Origin of the sequence: Chitinophaga qingshengii (assembly GCF_014529935.1) — a bacterium.
Lineage (GTDB): Bacteria > Bacteroidota > Bacteroidia > Chitinophagales > Chitinophagaceae > Chitinophaga > Chitinophaga qingshengii.
The window spans coordinates 739201-756326 of the sequence record NZ_JACVFC010000003.1 but is presented as its reverse complement, the minus strand read 5'-3'; the positions used below and the strand labels follow the sequence as shown (position 1 = coordinate 756326).

Below are 17126 nucleotides of genomic sequence, written 5' to 3'. Positions count from 1 at the left end.
AAAGCAAGCTGGTGGTCGCCAGCTTGTTTTTTTTATGATGATGATTTGGCAAGATGTACATCCGGGCGATATACTTCCATCAGCATAACAGGATTCGTCAGATTGTTAAAACCATATCCGCGATATAACTCATGCGCATCCAGTGTGTTTAACATCAGCCGGCGTAGTTTACCCACCCATGGCTGCTCCGTCATGAAACGCATCATTTCTTTAGAGATACCCCTGCCCCGGTATTCCGGTAATACATACACATCTGCCAGCCAGCCAAAAGTGTGATAGTCTGTGATCACGCGGCCAAAGCCCACCTGGCGCCCATCCAGGAATGCGCCCATACAAAATGAGTTCTCCAGCGACGCTTTCACCAATTCAAAAGAGATTCCTTTCGCCCAATAGGAATCATGACTCAGGAAATGATGTATAGCCACTATATCCATCTGTTCTATCCCTGATTTAATCTCTATATGATTCATCATCCGTAATAATTTTCAACAAAAATCGGCTAAAACGAAACACGGATACAGTTACAATTTTTGTATTTTTGATGGATACAGTTGACATATGAAGAAGGACTATATCTACCAGCAGATAGCGCAGAATATCATACAGCTGATCAGGGGCGGCGTTTGGAAGCCCGGTGACAAACTGCCTTCTATCCGGACGATATGCCAGGAACAGGGTATTAGTATGAACACCGCCAAGCGGGTATACCTGGAGCTGGAAAATAAAGCTTTGATTATCTCACGGCCGCAATCGGGGTATTTTGTGACCGAAGCCCCATACCGGCGACTGCCCTTACCTACCGTCAGCAAACCATCGGGAAAAGACAGCCGCACCCTACCGGATCAACTGATCAGTAAAGTATATGGAGAAATGGACCGTAAAGGCCTGACACTTTTTTCTATTGGCATGCCATCGCCGGAACTGCTGCCGGTAGCGAAACTCAACAAGTGTTTGCTGCAAGCGTCGCGGGAACTGAAAGGCAGCGGTACTGCGTATGAGCCGCTGACAGGCAATGCCAGACTACGGCAGGTAGTGGCCCGGCGTAGTTTTATGTGGGGCGGCCGACTGGCTCCCGATGATCTGATCACCACCAGCGGCGGCATGAATGCGATCAGTCTTTGTATGCAGGCTCTTACCCAACCAGGCGACACCATCGCTACCGAAAGCCCGTTGTACCCGGGCATCCTGCAACTGGCGAAGAGCATGGGTTTGCGCGTATTGGAACTGCCTACGCATCCGCAGACCGGCATCGACGTTCAGGCGTTGAAAGCCGTTGTGCGGCAGATTAAGCTGTGTTTACTGGTCCCCGGTTTCAGTACGCCATTGGGATGTTGTATGCCGGAGGAGCATAAAAAAGCGGTCGTGCAGTTACTGGATGAACACCAGGTACCACTGATAGAAGATGACCTGTATAGTGATCTGTATTTTGGAACTTCCCGGCCGGTATCCTGCAAGGCATTTGATAAAACCGGTAATGTATTGTGGTGCAGTTCCGTTTCCAAAACGCTGGCGCCCGGATACCGCGTGGGATGGGTATCTCCGGGGCGTTACAAGGAAGAAATACTCCGGCTGAAATACCTGCATACGTTATCCAATACCGCCGTTACCCAGGAGGCGGTGGCTATCTTCCTGGAGAACGGCGGTTATGACCTGCATCTGCGTAAACTGCGGGACACCCTGCACACTAACTGTATCCACTATACGAACACCATTACCGGGTATTTTCCGGAAGGCACGCGTATATCCCGGCCGCAAGGCGGGTTATCGCTTTGGGTAGAGCTTCAAAAAGATATTGATACTGCAGAGCTTTATGAGCAGGCTATCCGGCAGAAGATCAGCATTGCGCCGGGCCGTATGTTTACGCTGCAAAAACAATTCGACAACTGCATGCGGTTGTCGCTGGGGCTGCCCTGGTCGGAGCAACTGCAAAAGAAACTGCAGCAACTCGGCAGGATTGCGGGGAATTTATAGCTCGTTGAATCCGTAGGTTTCTTCCATTTCTTCCCAGGCTTCTTCGCTGACACAGGATGCAAAAAGATTTTCACTCACTTTTCCTTCCGCATCGGGGAAGTACCACAGCACTGTGCCTTCATGCCAATAGATGATCAGGTTGCCGGGATGATCAATCACCTTCTCCCATTGTTGTGCAGCTGCCAGTACCACCGCGATCTGTTCATCATCCATCCCGCGATCCAGCACGCCTACCCATTCACAGCCACCTTGTGCAAACTGGTAATACAGGCTCATTTCCAGGAAAGCGCTCAGATTGTAGTCTTCTGCATACCATTCCTCATCGGGATAAGGGCATTGGTATACCACCGCATTGTCGTTACCGGCATCAGTAACGGCTATACTCCATACACAAACATGCTGGTGTTCATCCAGGAACACGAGTTTGCCGTCTTCCACTTCCAGTTTCTCTATAGGTGCGAAATGCTGGAAGGAATCCATCACGGTTTCCTCTTGTCCGGCGTATTGATAAAACGCCCGTAATATCGGTGGTAGCGCCATTCCCAGGCGTTGTTCCGTTTCCGCTATCACTGCTTCACTGACGCCATCTTCCGGTTCCAACTCCCTGTCCAACAGTCTTTCTAAAATTAACCTGATCTTGTTTTCCATCGCCGCAAAATAGAGAATAAAAGGTAACCGGAGAAATGTTTCCACGCTCGATAATTTCGTTGTCTGCGGCATAGGAGTTGTTTTGGATGCCTCTGTTAACGCACCTTCTTTCATGCAGATGAAAAAGATTATATTTTTTATAATGATGTTGACAAGCAGGAGGACTATCGTTCCAAAGACCGGTATTTGTGGCGAGCCGGACACAAACTGTTTGTGCGGTTTATGAAAACGGGCAGATCACCCAAACCTATCTCTACGGCGCCCCGGAAACCAATACCAACCGCTTTTCCCAGCTGGAAACGACCGCCCGGAGTAAGGATGGTAAATCTTTTGTTACAATGATGATTGAGCGGACAAAGCAGAAAAAGGAAGCGCGTATTGTCTGGGTAACGCTTTGATTTGGGCAACTGGCTAAAAGCAGTTAACTTACTATTATGAATGAAATCCGGCAACTGAAAGTAATTGTTACCGGTGCCAGCGGTATGGTGGGTGAAGGGGTATTACATGAATGCCTGCAGCACCCTCAGGTAGCCGCTGTGCTGATTTTGAGCCGCAAACCCTGTGGCATTACTCATCCCAAATTAACAGAAATTATTCACCATGATTTCCTGGAGTTATCTCCCATAGCGGAGCAACTCCAGGGTTATGATGCCTGTTATTTTTGCCTGGGCGTATCTTCCCTGGGTATCAGCCAGGATGCCTACTATCATCTTACCTATACTTTGACTATGCGGGTAGCAGGCGTTTTGAGCGAGCGAAACAAGGGCATGGTGTTCTGCTATGTTTCAGGGGCTGGGACAGACAGTACCGAAAAGGGCCGCAGTGCCTGGGCCCGTGTGAAGGGCAAAACCGAAAATGATCTGATGAAGCTGCCCTTCGGACAGGTGTATGCCTTCCGGCCTGGTTATATCAAACCTACTCCCGGATTAAAAAATACGCATACCTACTACCGGTTCATCAACTGGCTGTATCCCGTTGGCCGGATATTAAGCGCCAACTACTTCTGTACCCTGCGGGAACTGGGTCAAGCCATGGTAAACGTTACCCTGCTGGGCTATCCCAGGCAGATCATCAACGGAAAAGATATCATATTACTGGCGAAGGCACCCGGTAAATAATTCCGAAATTTTTCCATTAATTTTACGGCATGACAACTTATGAATTGCCTGCCTGGTACGAGCGACTGAAAACAAAATATCCTGTGGTAACACAGGAAGAATGGCAGTTGCTGGACAGTATTGCTGTTGTGAAACATATCCGCAAGGGGGAATCTTTCCTGCGTTATGGCAAGGTGGCGCGTTATTCTGCATTTGTGCTTTCGGGGATGTTCAAATTCTCCATCCTGGATGATGAGGGCAATGAAAAAATAGTGCGTTTTGGTTTTGCCGATGATTTTCTGGCCAACTGTGAAAGCTATAATAAAAAGGCCCCTTCCGCTGTGAGTATTATCGCGATGGAAGATGCAGTCATATTGCGGATTAACATTAAAAAGCTGCAGCCGTTGTACGATCTGCACATGAACCTGCTGCATGTGAACCTGCAATTGTTCCAGGAGCTATCTGAACAACAATCTGAGCATCAGTATATTCTTTCCCTGAAGACGCCCCTGCAGCGGTATCGTTTTCTATTGGAAAGACGTCCGGCTATTATTCAGAAAATATCCCTGACCAATATTGCCCGTTACCTGTACACCAGCCGGGAAGCCCTCAGCAGAGCGCGTTTATACCTGCTGGACCAGTCCCGCAACTTTTGTGATTGAGATCACGGACGCTGACCAGCTGAACCGTTAGTTTTGCTTTTAAAAAGATATATGAAGCAAAGCATGATTTTATTACATGGTCTTTTCGGCGGGCTTAGCAATTGGGACGGTGTTGTACAGCATTTTGAATCACGCTATGATATTCACATTCCACTCCTCCCTATTTTTGACTATCACCTGCAGGACAACCTTGAGTACCTGGTTAGTTTCCTCGAGAAATATGTTCACCAGCATCAGCTGGAACAATCTGTTGTTATCGGTAACTCCCTGGGAGGACATGTAGCCATCCTGTTTACTCACCGGCATCCCGACAAAGTATCCCGCCTGGTACTCACCGGCAGTTCCGGATTATATGAAAACAATAGTCTCGGTACTTTCCCTAAACGCGGCAATTATGAATACATCCGCGAGCGGGTAGCCTATACTTTTTATGATCCTGCTACCGCCTCCGATGCGTTGGTAGAAGAAGTATTCCAGATTACGCGGGACCGTCTCAAATGCCTCCGTATCGTGCAAACAGCCAAATCCGCTCAGCGCAATTATGTCACCGCTATTTTACCCGAGATGCAGACCCCTACCCTGTTGATTTGGGGAGAAGAAGATAAAATCGCGCCGCCGGATGTAGCCCGTGAATTTCATGAGCTGTTACCCAATTCGGAGCTGATAATGTTGCCTGCCTGTGGCCATGCTCCGATGATGGAGCTGCCGGATCGGTTTAACGAAATACTGGAAACGTTTCTCATAAAGTAATTCAAACGTTTGCACAAAAAGACTGATTTTTTGTACATTAGAGCATTCGTCAACCGATCTTGGTCCTTTAAGAGGAATGTTCAACGCGTATGAAAGAGCTGGAGGATTCAGTATTACTCGACAAACTAAAACACGATGATGAAGCAGCCTTTACCGAGTTGTACAACCGGTACTGGGATAAAATGTACATCATTGCCGTCAACCGGCTGAGCAATCCTGCGGAAGCGGAAGAAGCGGTACAGGAAGTTTTTTACAATATCTGGAAGCGAAGGGCAGACATCTCGGTCACCCTGTCGCTTCCTGCCTATTTGGCTACTGCCGTGAAGTATGAAGTGCTCAACACCCTCGCCAGGCAGAAACGTTTTCAGCGTTATGAAAAACATACCGTATATACCGGGGCGGCGGCGGAGGAATCCACCGGCGAGCAGTTGCAGGTAGCCGACATGCAGCGACAGCTGCAGCTAACGATCAAAGCCCTGCCGGAGCAATGCCGGCTGGTATATCGTTTAAGCCGGGAAGCCGGTTACTCCCGCAAAGAGATTGCCTCCACGCTGGCTATTTCAGAAAAAACCGTTGCCAACCATCTTACCCGTGCCTTAAAGAGTCTCCGGGGCACCTTCACCGAAATTTTCAGGATACTGATAATTTTTTTTCTCACCCGCTAGGACATCTGTCTTTCTTATTTGTCATTATACATAAATCCACCAATGCAACATCCACCACCAAGGATACGTGAGTTGGCGCAGAAATGGCTGCAAGGCGATATTTCAGCTGCCGAACTGCAAGAATTCAACGACTGGTACAACCAGTTTGACGATGAAAAACTGATACTACCGGCAGACAGCGACACGCCTGCTGTAATAAAGACGCGCATCCTGCAGCAACTGACCGCGAGGATACAGGAAGAGCCTTCCTTTTCCCGGCCAGGACCCAGGCGAGGCGTATGGTATGGACTGGCAGCAGCAGCCTGTCTCGGCGCCCTGGTATTTCTGGCCGGACAACATCATCACTGGTGGCGTCCCACCGTGCAGCAGGTCAGCAGCGGCGTAGCCATGCAGAAAATCATACTGCCCGACAGCAGTATCGTATGGCTGAAACCCAATAGCCACCTGCAATATCCGGACCCGTTTCCAAAAGATACCCGGCAGGTGCAGCTTACCGGCGAAGCGCTGTTTGAAGTCACCCAGCGGGCGCACCAGCCTTTTGTCGTATCTGCGGGTGGTTACACCGCCAAAGTATTGGGCACCAGTTTTAACCTGCGGGTACTGCCCGCTGCCAACGGGATGGAACTGAGCGTACTCACCGGAAAAGTAGCCGTAGCCGGCGGTAGTAAAAGTCAACCGGAGAAAACCACTGTATTGTCGGCCCGGCAGAAACTGGTAGCAGACAGTAGCCAGTATGTGGTGCAAGCCGTAGTGCCCAGGGAACAATCAGCCCTGGAAGCCGGCACACAATACAACATGAATTTTCACAATATTTCTTTCCCGGAAGTATTACGCCGGCTGGAAGAGAAGTTTAACATCAGCTGTCAACTGGAGGGAACCGGATTACAGTATTGCAGCCTGACGGTAGATCTGACGGACCAGTCCCTGCAACAATCACTGGAACTCATTGCCGCCACCAGCAATGGCCGATACCAGATGCAGGAAGGAAAGGTCACCTGGAGCGGAGAAGGCTGTAAGTAAAACAATCATCATCAACCAAAGAAAATCAACCTGAATAATACAACCAGCGTCAACATGTAAACAAAACAAAAACAGGGATGCGTCAACATCCCTGCAAACGGCTTAGTCTCTACATTTTATTAACCAAACCACTACGAAGTTATGCAATTAAATGATTGTATAAGTAAGCTATTGCTTATAATTATGCGTACTACCATTCTACCTTTACTTATCGTGATGTTGGGGGCGGGCCTGTTGTATGGCAGGGATGCCCGCGCGCAGAAATCGCTCAACTCGCGTATCACCATTACACTGGACCACGAGCCGGTAGAACTGGCGCTGGAACATATTACCGAAGCAACAGGCCTTCGTTTTTCCTACACCAACAATCTGTTTCTGTCTTATCCCGAGCTGAATGGTTCTTTCACCAACGAGAAACTCAGCACCATACTGGAAAAAGTCCTTGCTCCTGCCGGCGTAGTTTTTGAACCGTTAGGAAGACAGTACATCATCCTGAAAGCCAAACCTAAAGCTACCGGGCTGGAACACCTGCCAGCCGCGGAACTGGAGGCATTATCCAAAGACATTCCGCTGGCGATTGATACCGGTATTACCGTTACCGGTAAAATCACCGATGCCGCAGGCAATCCATTACCCGGTGTGGCAGTGCACATACAAGGCACTTCCAAAGGCGTATCATCCACTGCCGGCGGGCAATTCAAAATAGTAGTGCCCAAAGGCGAAGTACTGGTATTTTCGTTGATGGGTTACCGTAAGATGCACCTCACCATTACCGATCATGCACCGGTGAACATGGTATTACAGGAAGATGTGAAAGGTCTGGATGAAGTAGTGGTAGTGGGTTACGGTACCGTTAAACGCCGTGACCTTACCGGTTCCATTGCTTCCGTGAAAGGCAGCGACCTTGCTAAAGTACCCGTACAAAACGTAGCCCAGGCCCTCGCCGGCAGAGCAGCAGGCGTGCAGGTATCTGCTGCCGAAGGTTCCCCGGGTGCAGGCATCTCTATTAAAATAAGAGGTGGCGGCTCTATCACCCAAAGTAATGAGCCGCTCTACGTAATCGACGGTTTCCCGCAAACCGACGGTCTTAGTTTCCTGGACCCCACCGACATTGAAAACATTGAAGTACTGAAAGACGCCTCCGCTACCGCCATCTATGGCGCAAGGGGCGCTAACGGCGTAGTACTGGTGACCACAAAAAAAGGCGTTACCGGCCGCACGCAGCTGACATATGACATGTACTACGGCACCAAACAGGTGACCAGCAATATTGCCATGATGACACCCTATGACTACACCGTCATGGACTATGAAAGAAGCATGGGCGATGCCGATCTGTTACAGAAATTCACCAACCGCTATGGCGCTTTCAGCGACCTGCAAAGTCTTTATGGCAACCGGGCCGGCATAGACTGGCAACAGCAGATGTTTGGCGGCAACGCTACCACACAATACCATAAAATCGGCGCCAGTGGCGGCAATAAGAATACCCGCTTTAATATGTTCTACTCTTTCAACAACGAACAGGGTATCATGATTAACAGCGGCGCTAAAAAGAATGTAGCCAAACTGAGTGTAGACCACAGCGACAACAATAAGCTGAAAGTTTCCGCCAGCGTAACTTACACCACACAGAATATCTATGGCAGCGGTACCTCCGAAGGAGAAAACCGGTTCAATAAACTGATGAATGTACTGCAATACCGCCCCACCATTGGTAAAACCGGTAACGACATCGACCTGGTGAACATGGACGAAGACCCCGCCCTGCAGGACGATAACGGCAATGTGATGCAGAACCCGCGTACCAACGCCTTTGCCGAATACCGCAGCACCGACCTTAAATCCTTATATCTCAACGGCGCCCTGGAATACAAACTGCTGAAGAACATTACCTATAAAGGTATCGTAGGCGTCAAAACCAACAACCGGGACCAGAACCAGTTCAATGGCGACCGCTCTGTCAATGCCCGTCGTACCGGCGGCCCTAACGGTTCTATTGGTCTTACTCAAGGCAGTAGCTGGAACTATTCCAATACGCTTACCTTCGATAAAACCTTCAAAAGAAAACATAAGCTGAACGTACTCCTGGGACAGGAACAGCTGTATGCCACTTCCCGTTTTGTGGAAGCCAGCGCCGCTAAATTCCCCAATGGCGATATCGGTCTGGACGACCTCTCACAAGGCGCACTGGCTGGTATTCCCCGCTCCTTCCGCGATGATGAGAAACTGATTTCCTTCTTCGGCAGGGCTAACTACAGTTACAAAGACCGTTACCTCGTTACCGCCAGTATGCGTGCCGACGGTTCCTCCAAATTCGGTTCGGGTAACAAGTTCGGTTACTTCCCCTCTGTAGCCCTCGCCTGGCGCGCCATTGAAGAGAACTTCATGAAACAGCAGCACCTGCTTTCCGATCTGAAGTTCCGGCTCACCTATGGACAATCCGGTAACAACCGTATCAATAACTACCTCTCCCTGTCGTTGCTGGGTACCAATTACTACCCGCTCAACGATCAGCCGGTGATTGGCGTAGGTTCTACTACCCTCCCCAATCCTGCCCTGAAATGGGAGACTACCGTTTCCAAAAACCTGGGAGCAGACATCGGTTTCTTTGATCAACGTTTACAGTTGACCGTAGATTATTATCGTAACAATACCCGCGACCTGTTGCTGAATGCCCAGGTACCTTATATCTCCGGTTACACCTCCGTATTAAAAAATATCGGCGAAACCAGCAACCAGGGACTGGAGCTGACTTTAAACACCGTCAACATCAGCAAAAAACAATTTGAATGGCGGACTATCTTCAATATCTCCTTCAATAAAAATAAAGTAGTGGCGCTGGCAGGTCCGAGCTTCTTCTATGGCGAATCCGGCTATGGCGCACTAAAAGAGGGCGATTACCTGGTACGGGTAGGTTCACCCGTAGGCCTCATGTTCGGCTATAAATCCGACGGTGTATACCAGGTGAGCGATTTTGACTACGATGCCGCTACCAAAAAATACACACTAAAACCCGGCATCCCCTATAACCCGAACGACTATCCTAAACCGGGTTACCTGAAACTGGCAGATGTTGCCGGTCCGGATGGCAAACCCGATGGACTGATCACTTCCGACGACCGTACCGTTATCGGAGACGCCACTCCCAAACATTATGGCGGTATTACCAATACCTTCTCCTATAAAGGATTTGATCTAAGCATCTTCATCAACTGGATGTATGGCAATAAGATTTACAATGCCAATAAACTCGTCAACAGCCAGACTTATCTCGCCTATCGTAACGCTTACGCCTATATCAAAGACAGGTGGACGACCATCGACGGCAGTGGTAACAAAATTACCGATCCTGCGCAACTGGCCGAAGTAAACAAGGGTAAGACCATCCCTTCCCTCGAAGGCAGCGGCCGCGATCTGAAGTTCTATGACCAGATGGTAGAAGATGGTTCCTTCCTGCGCATCAACAATATCAGCCTGGGCTACAATCTGCCTAAAACCTTACTGGGACGGGCTAAGATCAGTAGCTGCCGGCTTTATTTCACGGCGTACAACATTTACACTTTCACTTCCTACAGTGGGTATGATCCCGAAGTAAGTACCCGTAACCAGGGTGGTATCACGCCGGGCGTTGATTTTGGCGCTTATCCCAGAAGCCGGTCTTATACCGTAGGCGCCAATGTTGCATTTTAAAAATCTTTAAACACGCATCCGATGACTTATCATAAACTGAGTGCCATATGCCGGAAAATAATGCCCGTTGCGGCCGCCGGACTGATCATGATGACCGCTTCCTGTGAAAAGCAACTGGAAGAAGATCCTTACTCCTATTATGCCGCCAATACGTTCTTTAAGAACGTAAACCAGGCCACCATGGCCACCATGGGCGTATATGACATTTTAGGAGAACAAAGCACCTATGGTTTTTACATTTCGCTGGCCTATGCCATTGATACCGATATTGCCCAGGTACAGGGGAATGTACTCAACGATGAAAAACGTATCCTGGCGCATTATGGCGTATCGCCCACCCATCCCTGGCTGCGGGAAACCTGGCGTATGTTGTACATCGGTATCGACCGCGCCAACCTCGTTATTCAGCAGATTCCGCAAATGGACCTTTATAAAAACGGTTCAGAAGACCAGAAAAAAACACTGGACCGTTTGCTCGGCGAAGCGAAGTTCCTGCGGGGGGTGTATTACTTTGACCTGGTAAGATTATGGGGAGATGTGCCGCTGAAGACTACCCCTACCCAGTCTCCTTCCGAACAACTGCAATTGCCCCGTACAGACAGAGAGCTGGTGTATGATCAGATCATCAAAGACCTGAAAGAAGCCGCCGCCACGGTACCCTGGAATTCCGTCAAAGCGCAGGATGAGCGCGTGAGCAAAGGCGCCGTAAAAGGCATCCTGGCCCGTGTATATCTTTACCGCGGTGGCTACTCCCTGCGCCAGGATGGAACTATGAAAAGGCCCGCGGAGTACCGTCAGTACTACGATAGCGCCCTCACACAAACCAAAGAGATCATCGCCTCCGGCGAACATGTACTGAATACCAGCTATGAGCAGATATTCCGTAACTATTGTTCTCTGAAGCTGGAGCCGAAGGAAAGTATGTTTGAAGCAGCGCTCTTTAATCCGCTGGGGCAGGCCAGCAACAGTGGTGTGATCGGCACCTGGAACAGCCCGTTGTGCGATGCTGCCAGTCCATATGGCCGCGCCAACTCCTTCTATGTTACCCATCCCCTGTTTCAGAAAACATTCGAGAAAAACGATCTTCGCAGAGACGTAGCCGTTGCCACCTTCCAGATTGATAAAACCGGCGCTATCATACAACTCACCGGTACGAACGACGCGAAATGGGCGCCCGGAAAATGGCGCCGCAACTGGCAAGGTACTTCTCCCAAAGATCCCAACAATACAGATATCAACTGGGTACTGCTGCGTTATGCTGATGTATTACTGATGCAGGCAGAAGCAGAGAACGAAGTGAACGGTCCCACCCAGGTAGCCTACGATGCCGTGAACCAGGTGCGCCGCCGCGCCGGTTTGCCGGACCTTACACCGGGGCTTTCACAAACCGCTTTCTTTAACGCCCTGGTAGACGAAAGAGCGCATGAACTGTGTTTTGAAGGGTTCCGTAAGTGGGACCTGATCCGCTGGAATATGCTGGGCACTAAAATCCGCGCCACCCAAACCGCGCTGAAAGCCTACCGGGCAGCCTTCCCTTATGTGGCCGGCGATAACTTCCAGGATAACAAACACGAGCTGTTTCCGATCCCACAAAGAGAAAGAGACGAAAACCCTTCCCTCACCCAGAACCCAAAATACTAACACATGATACGTTCCATAAAGACTCTCCTTCCGCTGCTGTTTGTCCTGCTATCCGCAGGGCATCAGCAACTGAGGGCTCAATCGGATACAAGCGTCTTTTCCAGGCTGGACCTGGACCGCAAAGGACTGGAAAAAGTAAAAGCCGCCTGGCTGAAAAAAGATTATCAACAGGCAGCAGCGCAGCTATTAACGTACTACCGTCAACGTAAGGATGTACATCATCCTGAAGTAACAGCCTCCGGTCCTGTTGACATGCCTAAAGGAGAAGAACTCAAAAAAGCAGAAGACGGCCTGCGGCATGTTTTCTTCGCCCATAAAGGATACAAACCTTACTTCTATGGTGATGACATCAACTGGCAGTTATGGCCGGTGAAAGACAATGAACTGCGTTGGCAGCTGCACCGGATGTACTGGTGGGAACCGATGGGACAGGCATACCGCGCCGGCGGCGGCGAACAATATGCCAAAGCCTGGACCAGTCAGTACCTGGACTGGATCGCCAAAAATCCTAAAGGTCTTTCGGAAGACAACGACCGCTTTGCCTGGCGGCCGCTGGAAGTGAGTCACCGCGTAGAAAGCCAGACGGCCCAGTTCCAGTATTTCCTGCATTCACCCAGCTTTACACCCGCATTCCTGCTGGCCTTCCTGCAGAACTATTATAACCACGCCGATTACATCCTGCACCACTATTCCGACAAAGGCAACCACCTGTTGTTTGAGGCCCAGCGTATTGTTACTGCCGGTACCTTTTTCCCCGAGTTCCGTGATGCAGCGTCCTGGCGGTCTTCCGGCATCAACATCCTGAATAAGGAAATCGGCGTACAGGTATATCCTGATGGCTTGCAGTTTGAACTGTCCTTCAACTATCACATCGCCGCTATACAGATTTTCTGCCGGGCACTGGAGGTATTACAGATCAATGGCATTGAAGACCAGTTCCCTGCTTCCTATAAAACCACCGTGGAAAACATGATCATGGCTGTAGCGGAATTCACTTTCCCGGACTACACCTATCCTATGTTCAGCGATGCCAAGCTGGAAAAGAAATCCGGGCTGCTGAAGAGTTTCCGTGGCTGGGCCAAAGTGTTCCCCGACAATGAAGTGATCCGTTACTTCGCTACCGACTTCAAAAAAGGTACACCGCCGGCACATCAGTCTTATGCTTTAAAAGATGGCGGTATCTATATTTTCCGCAACGGCTGGGCGCCGGAGGCCACCATGATGGTACTCAAAGCCAGTCCGCCTGCTTTCTGGCACAGCCAGCCTGACAACGGCACTTTTGAGCTTTATATCAACGGCCGTAATTTCTTCCCCGATGCCGGTTGCTACGTATACGGCGGCGATGAAGAAGTGATGAAAGAACGTAACTGGTTCCGCCAAACCCGGGTGCACAATACGCTGACGCTGAACAACGCCGATATGGAAGTCAATGCCAAACGGCTTCAGTGGAGTACATCTCCGAAGCTGGACCAACTGGTATATGAAAACCCCAGTTACAAAGGACTTACCCACCGCCGCTCCGTTTACTTCGCAGACCAGCGTTTTTTTGTGATCATTGATGAAGCCATTGGTGATGCCACCGGTGATGTAGCCATACATTATGGTTTTAAAGAAGGCCCTGTTAACGCCGATCTGAAAGCATTTAAAGCCATTACCGGTTTTGATGATCATAACGACGTGGTGTTACAGTGTTTCCCGGCACAACCGGCTAAGATGATAAAAGAAGAGGGTTTTGTTTCCTATCAGTACCGGCAGAAAGAACCCAGGGATGCTTATGCATTTCAGTCTGTCAAACAGGATAGTAAAACACAGCGTTTCATCACTGTCATCTATCCCGTATCCGGCAAAACGCCTGATATACAAGCCAATATCAAGGCTGCCGACGAAAATCATTTAAGCGCTACCGTTACCATTGACCAACATATATACGAACTGGGATATAACCTGAAACCATAAACGAATTATATGCTATCCATGCTCTTTCGCAACGCTGCTGGCTGTTGTGCCGGGCTAGCCATGTTATGCAGTTGCCAGTCCGGGCAGCCGGAGACGAAACGGCCCAATATCATTTTCATCATGACAGACGATCACACCACCCGGGCGATGAGCTGTTATGACACCTCCCTGATCCGTACGCCCAACCTGGACCGGCTGGCCCGGGAAGGTATGTTGTTCCGGAACTGTTTTGTGACCAACGCCGTATGTGGTCCTTCCCGTGCGACGATCCTCACCGGGAAATACAATCACATCAACGGCTTGACCGACAACGCCAAAACTTTCGACAGCAGTCAGGTGATTTATCCGCAGCTGCTGCACCAGGCAGGGTACCAAACGGCCATGATCGGCAAGTGGCACCTTGGTTCGTTGCCGGTAGGCTTCGATTACTACAGTATTCTGCCTAACCAGGGAGAATACTACCAGCCTGATTTCATCGAGAACGGCGATACCATCCGGGAGCAAGGCTACGTTACTGATGTAATCACGGACAAGGCTATACGGTTCCTGGAACACCGGGACAAACAAAAGCCCTACCTGATGATCTATCAGCACAAAGCGCCGCATCGTAACTGGATGCCGGCGGTTCGTCACCTTGGTATGTACGACAGTACCACGTTTCCTGAGCCACCCAATCTGCTGGACGATTTCAACAGCCGGAGCCGGGCCTCCAAAGAGCAGCTGATGAACATCAGCACGGATATGTGGAACGCATGGGACCTGAAAATAGCCGCAGCAGATACGTTGCGGAGTATGGAACAAAAACCGGTACGCCGTACTTTTAAAGATTCCAAGGGCGATGATTACAAACAGGCCAACAACAAAGAAGAAGACCTGCATCGTTTTTTCCAGGTATACAACCGGTTAACACCCGCCGAGAAAGAACAGTGGAACAAGGCTTACGCCGGCCGGGTGGCCGAATACAACCGTCTGCAACCGAAAGGCGCCGATCTGGTACGCTGGAAATACCAGCAATACATGCGGGATTATCTCTCCTGTGTAAAAGCAGTAGATGAAAATGTAGGAAGGCTGCTGCAATACCTCGAACAAACCGGTGAGCTGGACAATACCATCATTGTGTACACCTCCGATCAGGGTTTCTTTTTGGGAGAGCATGGTTTCTTTGATAAAAGGATGATGTATGAAGAATGTTACCGGATGCCACTGCTGGTACGGTACCCGCCGGGCATCCGTCCGGGTAGCAGTAGTGACGCCTTTGCCATGAACGTAGACTTTGCGCCTACCCTGCTGGACTATGCCGGTGTACGTATTCCAAAAGACATGCAGGGAAAATCATTGCGACCCATCCTGGACCATAACGGGCAGGCCCCTGCCGGATGGCGTACCGCCACGTACTATCACTATTACGAGTACCCGTCGTGGCATATGGTGAAACGGCACTATGGCATCCGTACCGCCCGCTATAAGCTGATCCATTTTTACAACGACATCGATGAATGGGAACTGTATGATTTACAACAGGACCCGCACGAGATGAAAAACCAGTATGGCAACGCAGCCTACGCCAAAGTAACAGACAGTCTGAAACAACAGCTGCTCACATTACAGCAGCAATACAAGGACACAAATCCCACTGAACGATGAACCTGATTATTCAACGATGGTTATGCTGCCTGGGGATCTGTTGCAGTCTCCAGGTTACCGCACAAACGGTAACGCCTGCACGCCCCAATATCCTGTGGATCATCACCGACCAGCAAACCGCGCAGGCGATGAGCATTGCCGGCAATAAGGAACTGCATACACCCGCCATGGACCGGCTGGCAGCCCGGGGCGTACGTTTTACCCGGGCCTACTGTGCCCAGCCACTATGCACACCGTCGCGCATCAGTATGTTCAGCGGGCGTATGCCGCACCAGATGCAGCTGACCACCAATGCTTCGGACAAAGAAAACCGCTGGCCCGATACCGTGATAATGGCCGGCCGGTTGATGAAAGCAGCAGGCTACCGCACCGGTTACGTAGGTAAGTGGCATATCCCGCTACTGACAGCCGACAGCGCCCGCCACGGTTTCCAGTATATGAAAAATATACAGATGCGCGACTGGATGGACGCCTCCACCCCAGCTGACTGCGCCGCCTTTATGAAACAAAACAGCCGGCAACCTTTTTTCCTCATCGCATCTTTTGTAAACCCGCATGATATCTGTGAATGGGCCCGGGGTGATGATATGAAGATGGATATATTGCCCCCCATGCCTGATAGCAGCCACTGGCCCGGCTTACCGGCCAATTTTGAGATTCCGCAGCAGGAACCGCCTGTTGTGCGGGAACAGCAACATTCCAACTATCGCACCTATCCTACCCTGCAATGGAAGCCGGAACAATGGCGGGCTTACCGCTGGGCCTACAACCGGTTGACCGAACAGGTGGACCAATACGTGGGCATGGTACTGGAAACACTGCGTAAGTACAAACTGGAAGACAATACCATCGTTATTTTCACCAGTGATCACGGGGACGGCTATGCGGCGCACCGCTGGAACCAGAAACAGGTGCTCTATGAAGAATCCGCCAGTGTACCGCTGATCATTGCCGGTCCGGGTGTAGGCGTGGGTGTTACAGATGATCAACTGGTATGCAACGGCACCGATATACTGCCCACCTTATGTGACTATGCCGGCGCCGCCAAGCCGGGTTACCTGGCAGGCCGCAGCCTTCAGCCTTTGCTGAGCGGCCGGCAGCAGCAGCTGCGCGACACCCTGGTGATTGCCACCACTTTTGCCGACAATGAAAAATCACTTGATATCGACGGTCGCGCTGTGATCACTCCCCGATACAAGTACATCGTGTATGACAAAGGCCCGATCCGGGAGCAGCTCTTCGACTTACAGCAGGACCCTGGCGAAATGCACAGCCTCGCTACTGACAAACGTTTCCGTTCCCTACAGGAACAATTCCGGCGATACCTGCGTCAGTGGTGTGCTTCCAACGACGATTCTTTTCACCCTTTAAAACCATAA

Annotated in this window: 14 protein-coding genes; 12 read left to right on the top strand and 2 right to left on the bottom strand. The window is 50.3% G+C overall.

Annotated features, from left to right (window positions below; genetic code table 11):
• Positions 1 to 32: 32 nt before the first annotated feature.
• On the bottom strand, positions 33 to 473 hold the full coding sequence (locus ICL07_RS22775; protein ID WP_246485140.1) for a GNAT family N-acetyltransferase: 441 nt from the start codon (positions 471 to 473) through the stop codon (positions 33 to 35).
• A gap of 85 nt (positions 474 to 558) precedes the next feature.
• On the opposite strand from ICL07_RS22775, the gene ICL07_RS22770 reads away from it, so the two are divergent.
• A complete protein-coding gene (locus tag ICL07_RS22770) occupies positions 559 to 1971 on the top strand; it encodes an aminotransferase-like domain-containing protein (RefSeq protein WP_188090349.1) in 1413 nt (470 codons plus the stop codon).
• Here ICL07_RS22770 and ICL07_RS22765 read toward each other — a convergent pair.
• A complete protein-coding gene (locus ICL07_RS22765) occupies positions 1966 to 2691 on the bottom strand; it encodes an SMI1/KNR4 family protein (protein WP_188090348.1) in 726 nt (241 codons plus the stop codon). The two genes, ICL07_RS22770 and ICL07_RS22765, sit on opposite strands and share 6 nt — an antisense overlap.
• Before the next feature lie 116 nt (positions 2692 to 2807).
• Here ICL07_RS22765 and ICL07_RS22760 point away from each other — a divergent pair, with 116 nt between their 5' ends.
• The 11 genes from ICL07_RS22760 (at position 2808) to ICL07_RS22710 (ending at position 17126) form a co-directional block, all read left to right on the top strand.
• On the top strand, positions 2808 to 3017 hold the full coding sequence (locus ICL07_RS22760; protein WP_188090347.1) for a hypothetical protein: 210 nt from the start codon (positions 2808 to 2810) through the stop codon (positions 3015 to 3017).
• 36 nt (positions 3018 to 3053) lie between these two features.
• Complete coding sequence (locus ICL07_RS22755) at positions 3054 to 3737, top strand: NAD-dependent epimerase/dehydratase family protein (RefSeq protein ID WP_188090346.1); 684 nt, start codon at positions 3054 to 3056, stop codon at positions 3735 to 3737.
• A gap of 29 nt (positions 3738 to 3766) precedes the next feature.
• Complete coding sequence (locus ICL07_RS22750; protein WP_188090345.1) at positions 3767 to 4378, top strand: Crp/Fnr family transcriptional regulator; 612 nt, start codon at positions 3767 to 3769, stop codon at positions 4376 to 4378.
• Between the two features lie 51 nt (positions 4379 to 4429).
• Positions 4430 to 5128, top strand: a complete 699-nt coding sequence (locus tag ICL07_RS22745) for an alpha/beta fold hydrolase (RefSeq protein WP_188090344.1) — start codon at positions 4430 to 4432, stop codon at positions 5126 to 5128.
• Positions 5129 to 5217: 89 nt separating this feature from the next.
• Entirely contained in the window at positions 5218 to 5793 is a 576-nt protein-coding gene (locus tag ICL07_RS22740) for an RNA polymerase sigma-70 factor (RefSeq protein WP_188090343.1), read from the top strand.
• Positions 5794 to 5835: 42 nt separating this feature from the next.
• Positions 5836 to 6813, top strand: coding sequence for a FecR family protein (locus ICL07_RS22735; protein ID WP_188090342.1), 978 nt, complete (start codon positions 5836 to 5838; stop codon positions 6811 to 6813).
• Positions 6814 to 6996: 183 nt separating this feature from the next.
• Positions 6997 to 10506 carry a SusC/RagA family TonB-linked outer membrane protein gene (locus ICL07_RS22730; protein WP_246485139.1) on the top strand — a complete coding sequence of 1170 codons (3510 nt, stop codon included), beginning with the start codon at positions 6997 to 6999 and terminating at the stop codon, positions 10504 to 10506.
• A 21-nt stretch (positions 10507 to 10527) separates the two neighbouring features.
• A complete protein-coding gene (locus ICL07_RS22725; RefSeq protein WP_188090341.1) occupies positions 10528 to 12147 on the top strand; it encodes a RagB/SusD family nutrient uptake outer membrane protein in 1620 nt (539 codons plus the stop codon).
• A 3-nt stretch (positions 12148 to 12150) separates the two neighbouring features.
• Positions 12151 to 14103, top strand: a complete 1953-nt coding sequence (hepC, locus tag ICL07_RS22720; protein WP_188090340.1) for a heparin-sulfate lyase HepC — start codon at positions 12151 to 12153, stop codon at positions 14101 to 14103.
• Positions 14104 to 14112: 9 nt separating this feature from the next.
• The gene (locus ICL07_RS22715; RefSeq protein ID WP_425490628.1) at positions 14113 to 15747 is read left to right on the top strand and encodes a sulfatase family protein; all 1635 of its coding nucleotides are present in this window, start codon (positions 14113 to 14115) and stop codon (positions 15745 to 15747) included.
• Positions 15744 to 17126: a sulfatase family protein gene (locus ICL07_RS22710; protein WP_188090339.1), complete on the top strand. Its 1383-nt coding sequence runs from the start codon at positions 15744 to 15746 to the stop codon at positions 17124 to 17126. The genes ICL07_RS22715 and ICL07_RS22710 overlap by 4 nt, the downstream gene beginning before the upstream one ends.

What these genes read in the sequence shown, in the direction of transcription:
- ICL07_RS22775 (WP_246485140.1), bottom strand. Translation starts at nt 473, where the DNA reads ATGATGAATCATATAGAGATTAAATCAGGGATAGAACAGATGGATATA.
- ICL07_RS22770 (WP_188090349.1), top strand. Translation starts at nt 559, where the DNA reads ATGAAGAAGGACTATATCTACCAGCAGATAGCGCAGAATATCATACAG.
- ICL07_RS22765 (WP_188090348.1), bottom strand. Translation starts at nt 2,691, where the DNA reads ATGCCGCAGACAACGAAATTATCGAGCGTGGAAACATTTCTCCGGTTA.
- ICL07_RS22755 (WP_188090346.1), top strand. Translation starts at nt 3,054, where the DNA reads ATGAATGAAATCCGGCAACTGAAAGTAATTGTTACCGGTGCCAGCGGT.
- ICL07_RS22750 (WP_188090345.1), top strand. Translation starts at nt 3,767, where the DNA reads ATGACAACTTATGAATTGCCTGCCTGGTACGAGCGACTGAAAACAAAA.
- ICL07_RS22745 (WP_188090344.1), top strand. Translation starts at nt 4,430, where the DNA reads ATGAAGCAAAGCATGATTTTATTACATGGTCTTTTCGGCGGGCTTAGC.
- ICL07_RS22740 (WP_188090343.1), top strand. Translation starts at nt 5,218, where the DNA reads ATGAAAGAGCTGGAGGATTCAGTATTACTCGACAAACTAAAACACGAT.
- ICL07_RS22735 (WP_188090342.1), top strand. Translation starts at nt 5,836, where the DNA reads ATGCAACATCCACCACCAAGGATACGTGAGTTGGCGCAGAAATGGCTG.
- ICL07_RS22730 (WP_246485139.1), top strand. Translation starts at nt 6,997, where the DNA reads ATGCGTACTACCATTCTACCTTTACTTATCGTGATGTTGGGGGCGGGC.
- ICL07_RS22725 (WP_188090341.1), top strand. Translation starts at nt 10,528, where the DNA reads ATGACTTATCATAAACTGAGTGCCATATGCCGGAAAATAATGCCCGTT.
- hepC (WP_188090340.1), top strand. Translation starts at nt 12,151, where the DNA reads ATGATACGTTCCATAAAGACTCTCCTTCCGCTGCTGTTTGTCCTGCTA.
- ICL07_RS22715 (WP_425490628.1), top strand. Translation starts at nt 14,113, where the DNA reads ATGCTATCCATGCTCTTTCGCAACGCTGCTGGCTGTTGTGCCGGGCTA.
- ICL07_RS22710 (WP_188090339.1), top strand. Translation starts at nt 15,744, where the DNA reads ATGAACCTGATTATTCAACGATGGTTATGCTGCCTGGGGATCTGTTGC.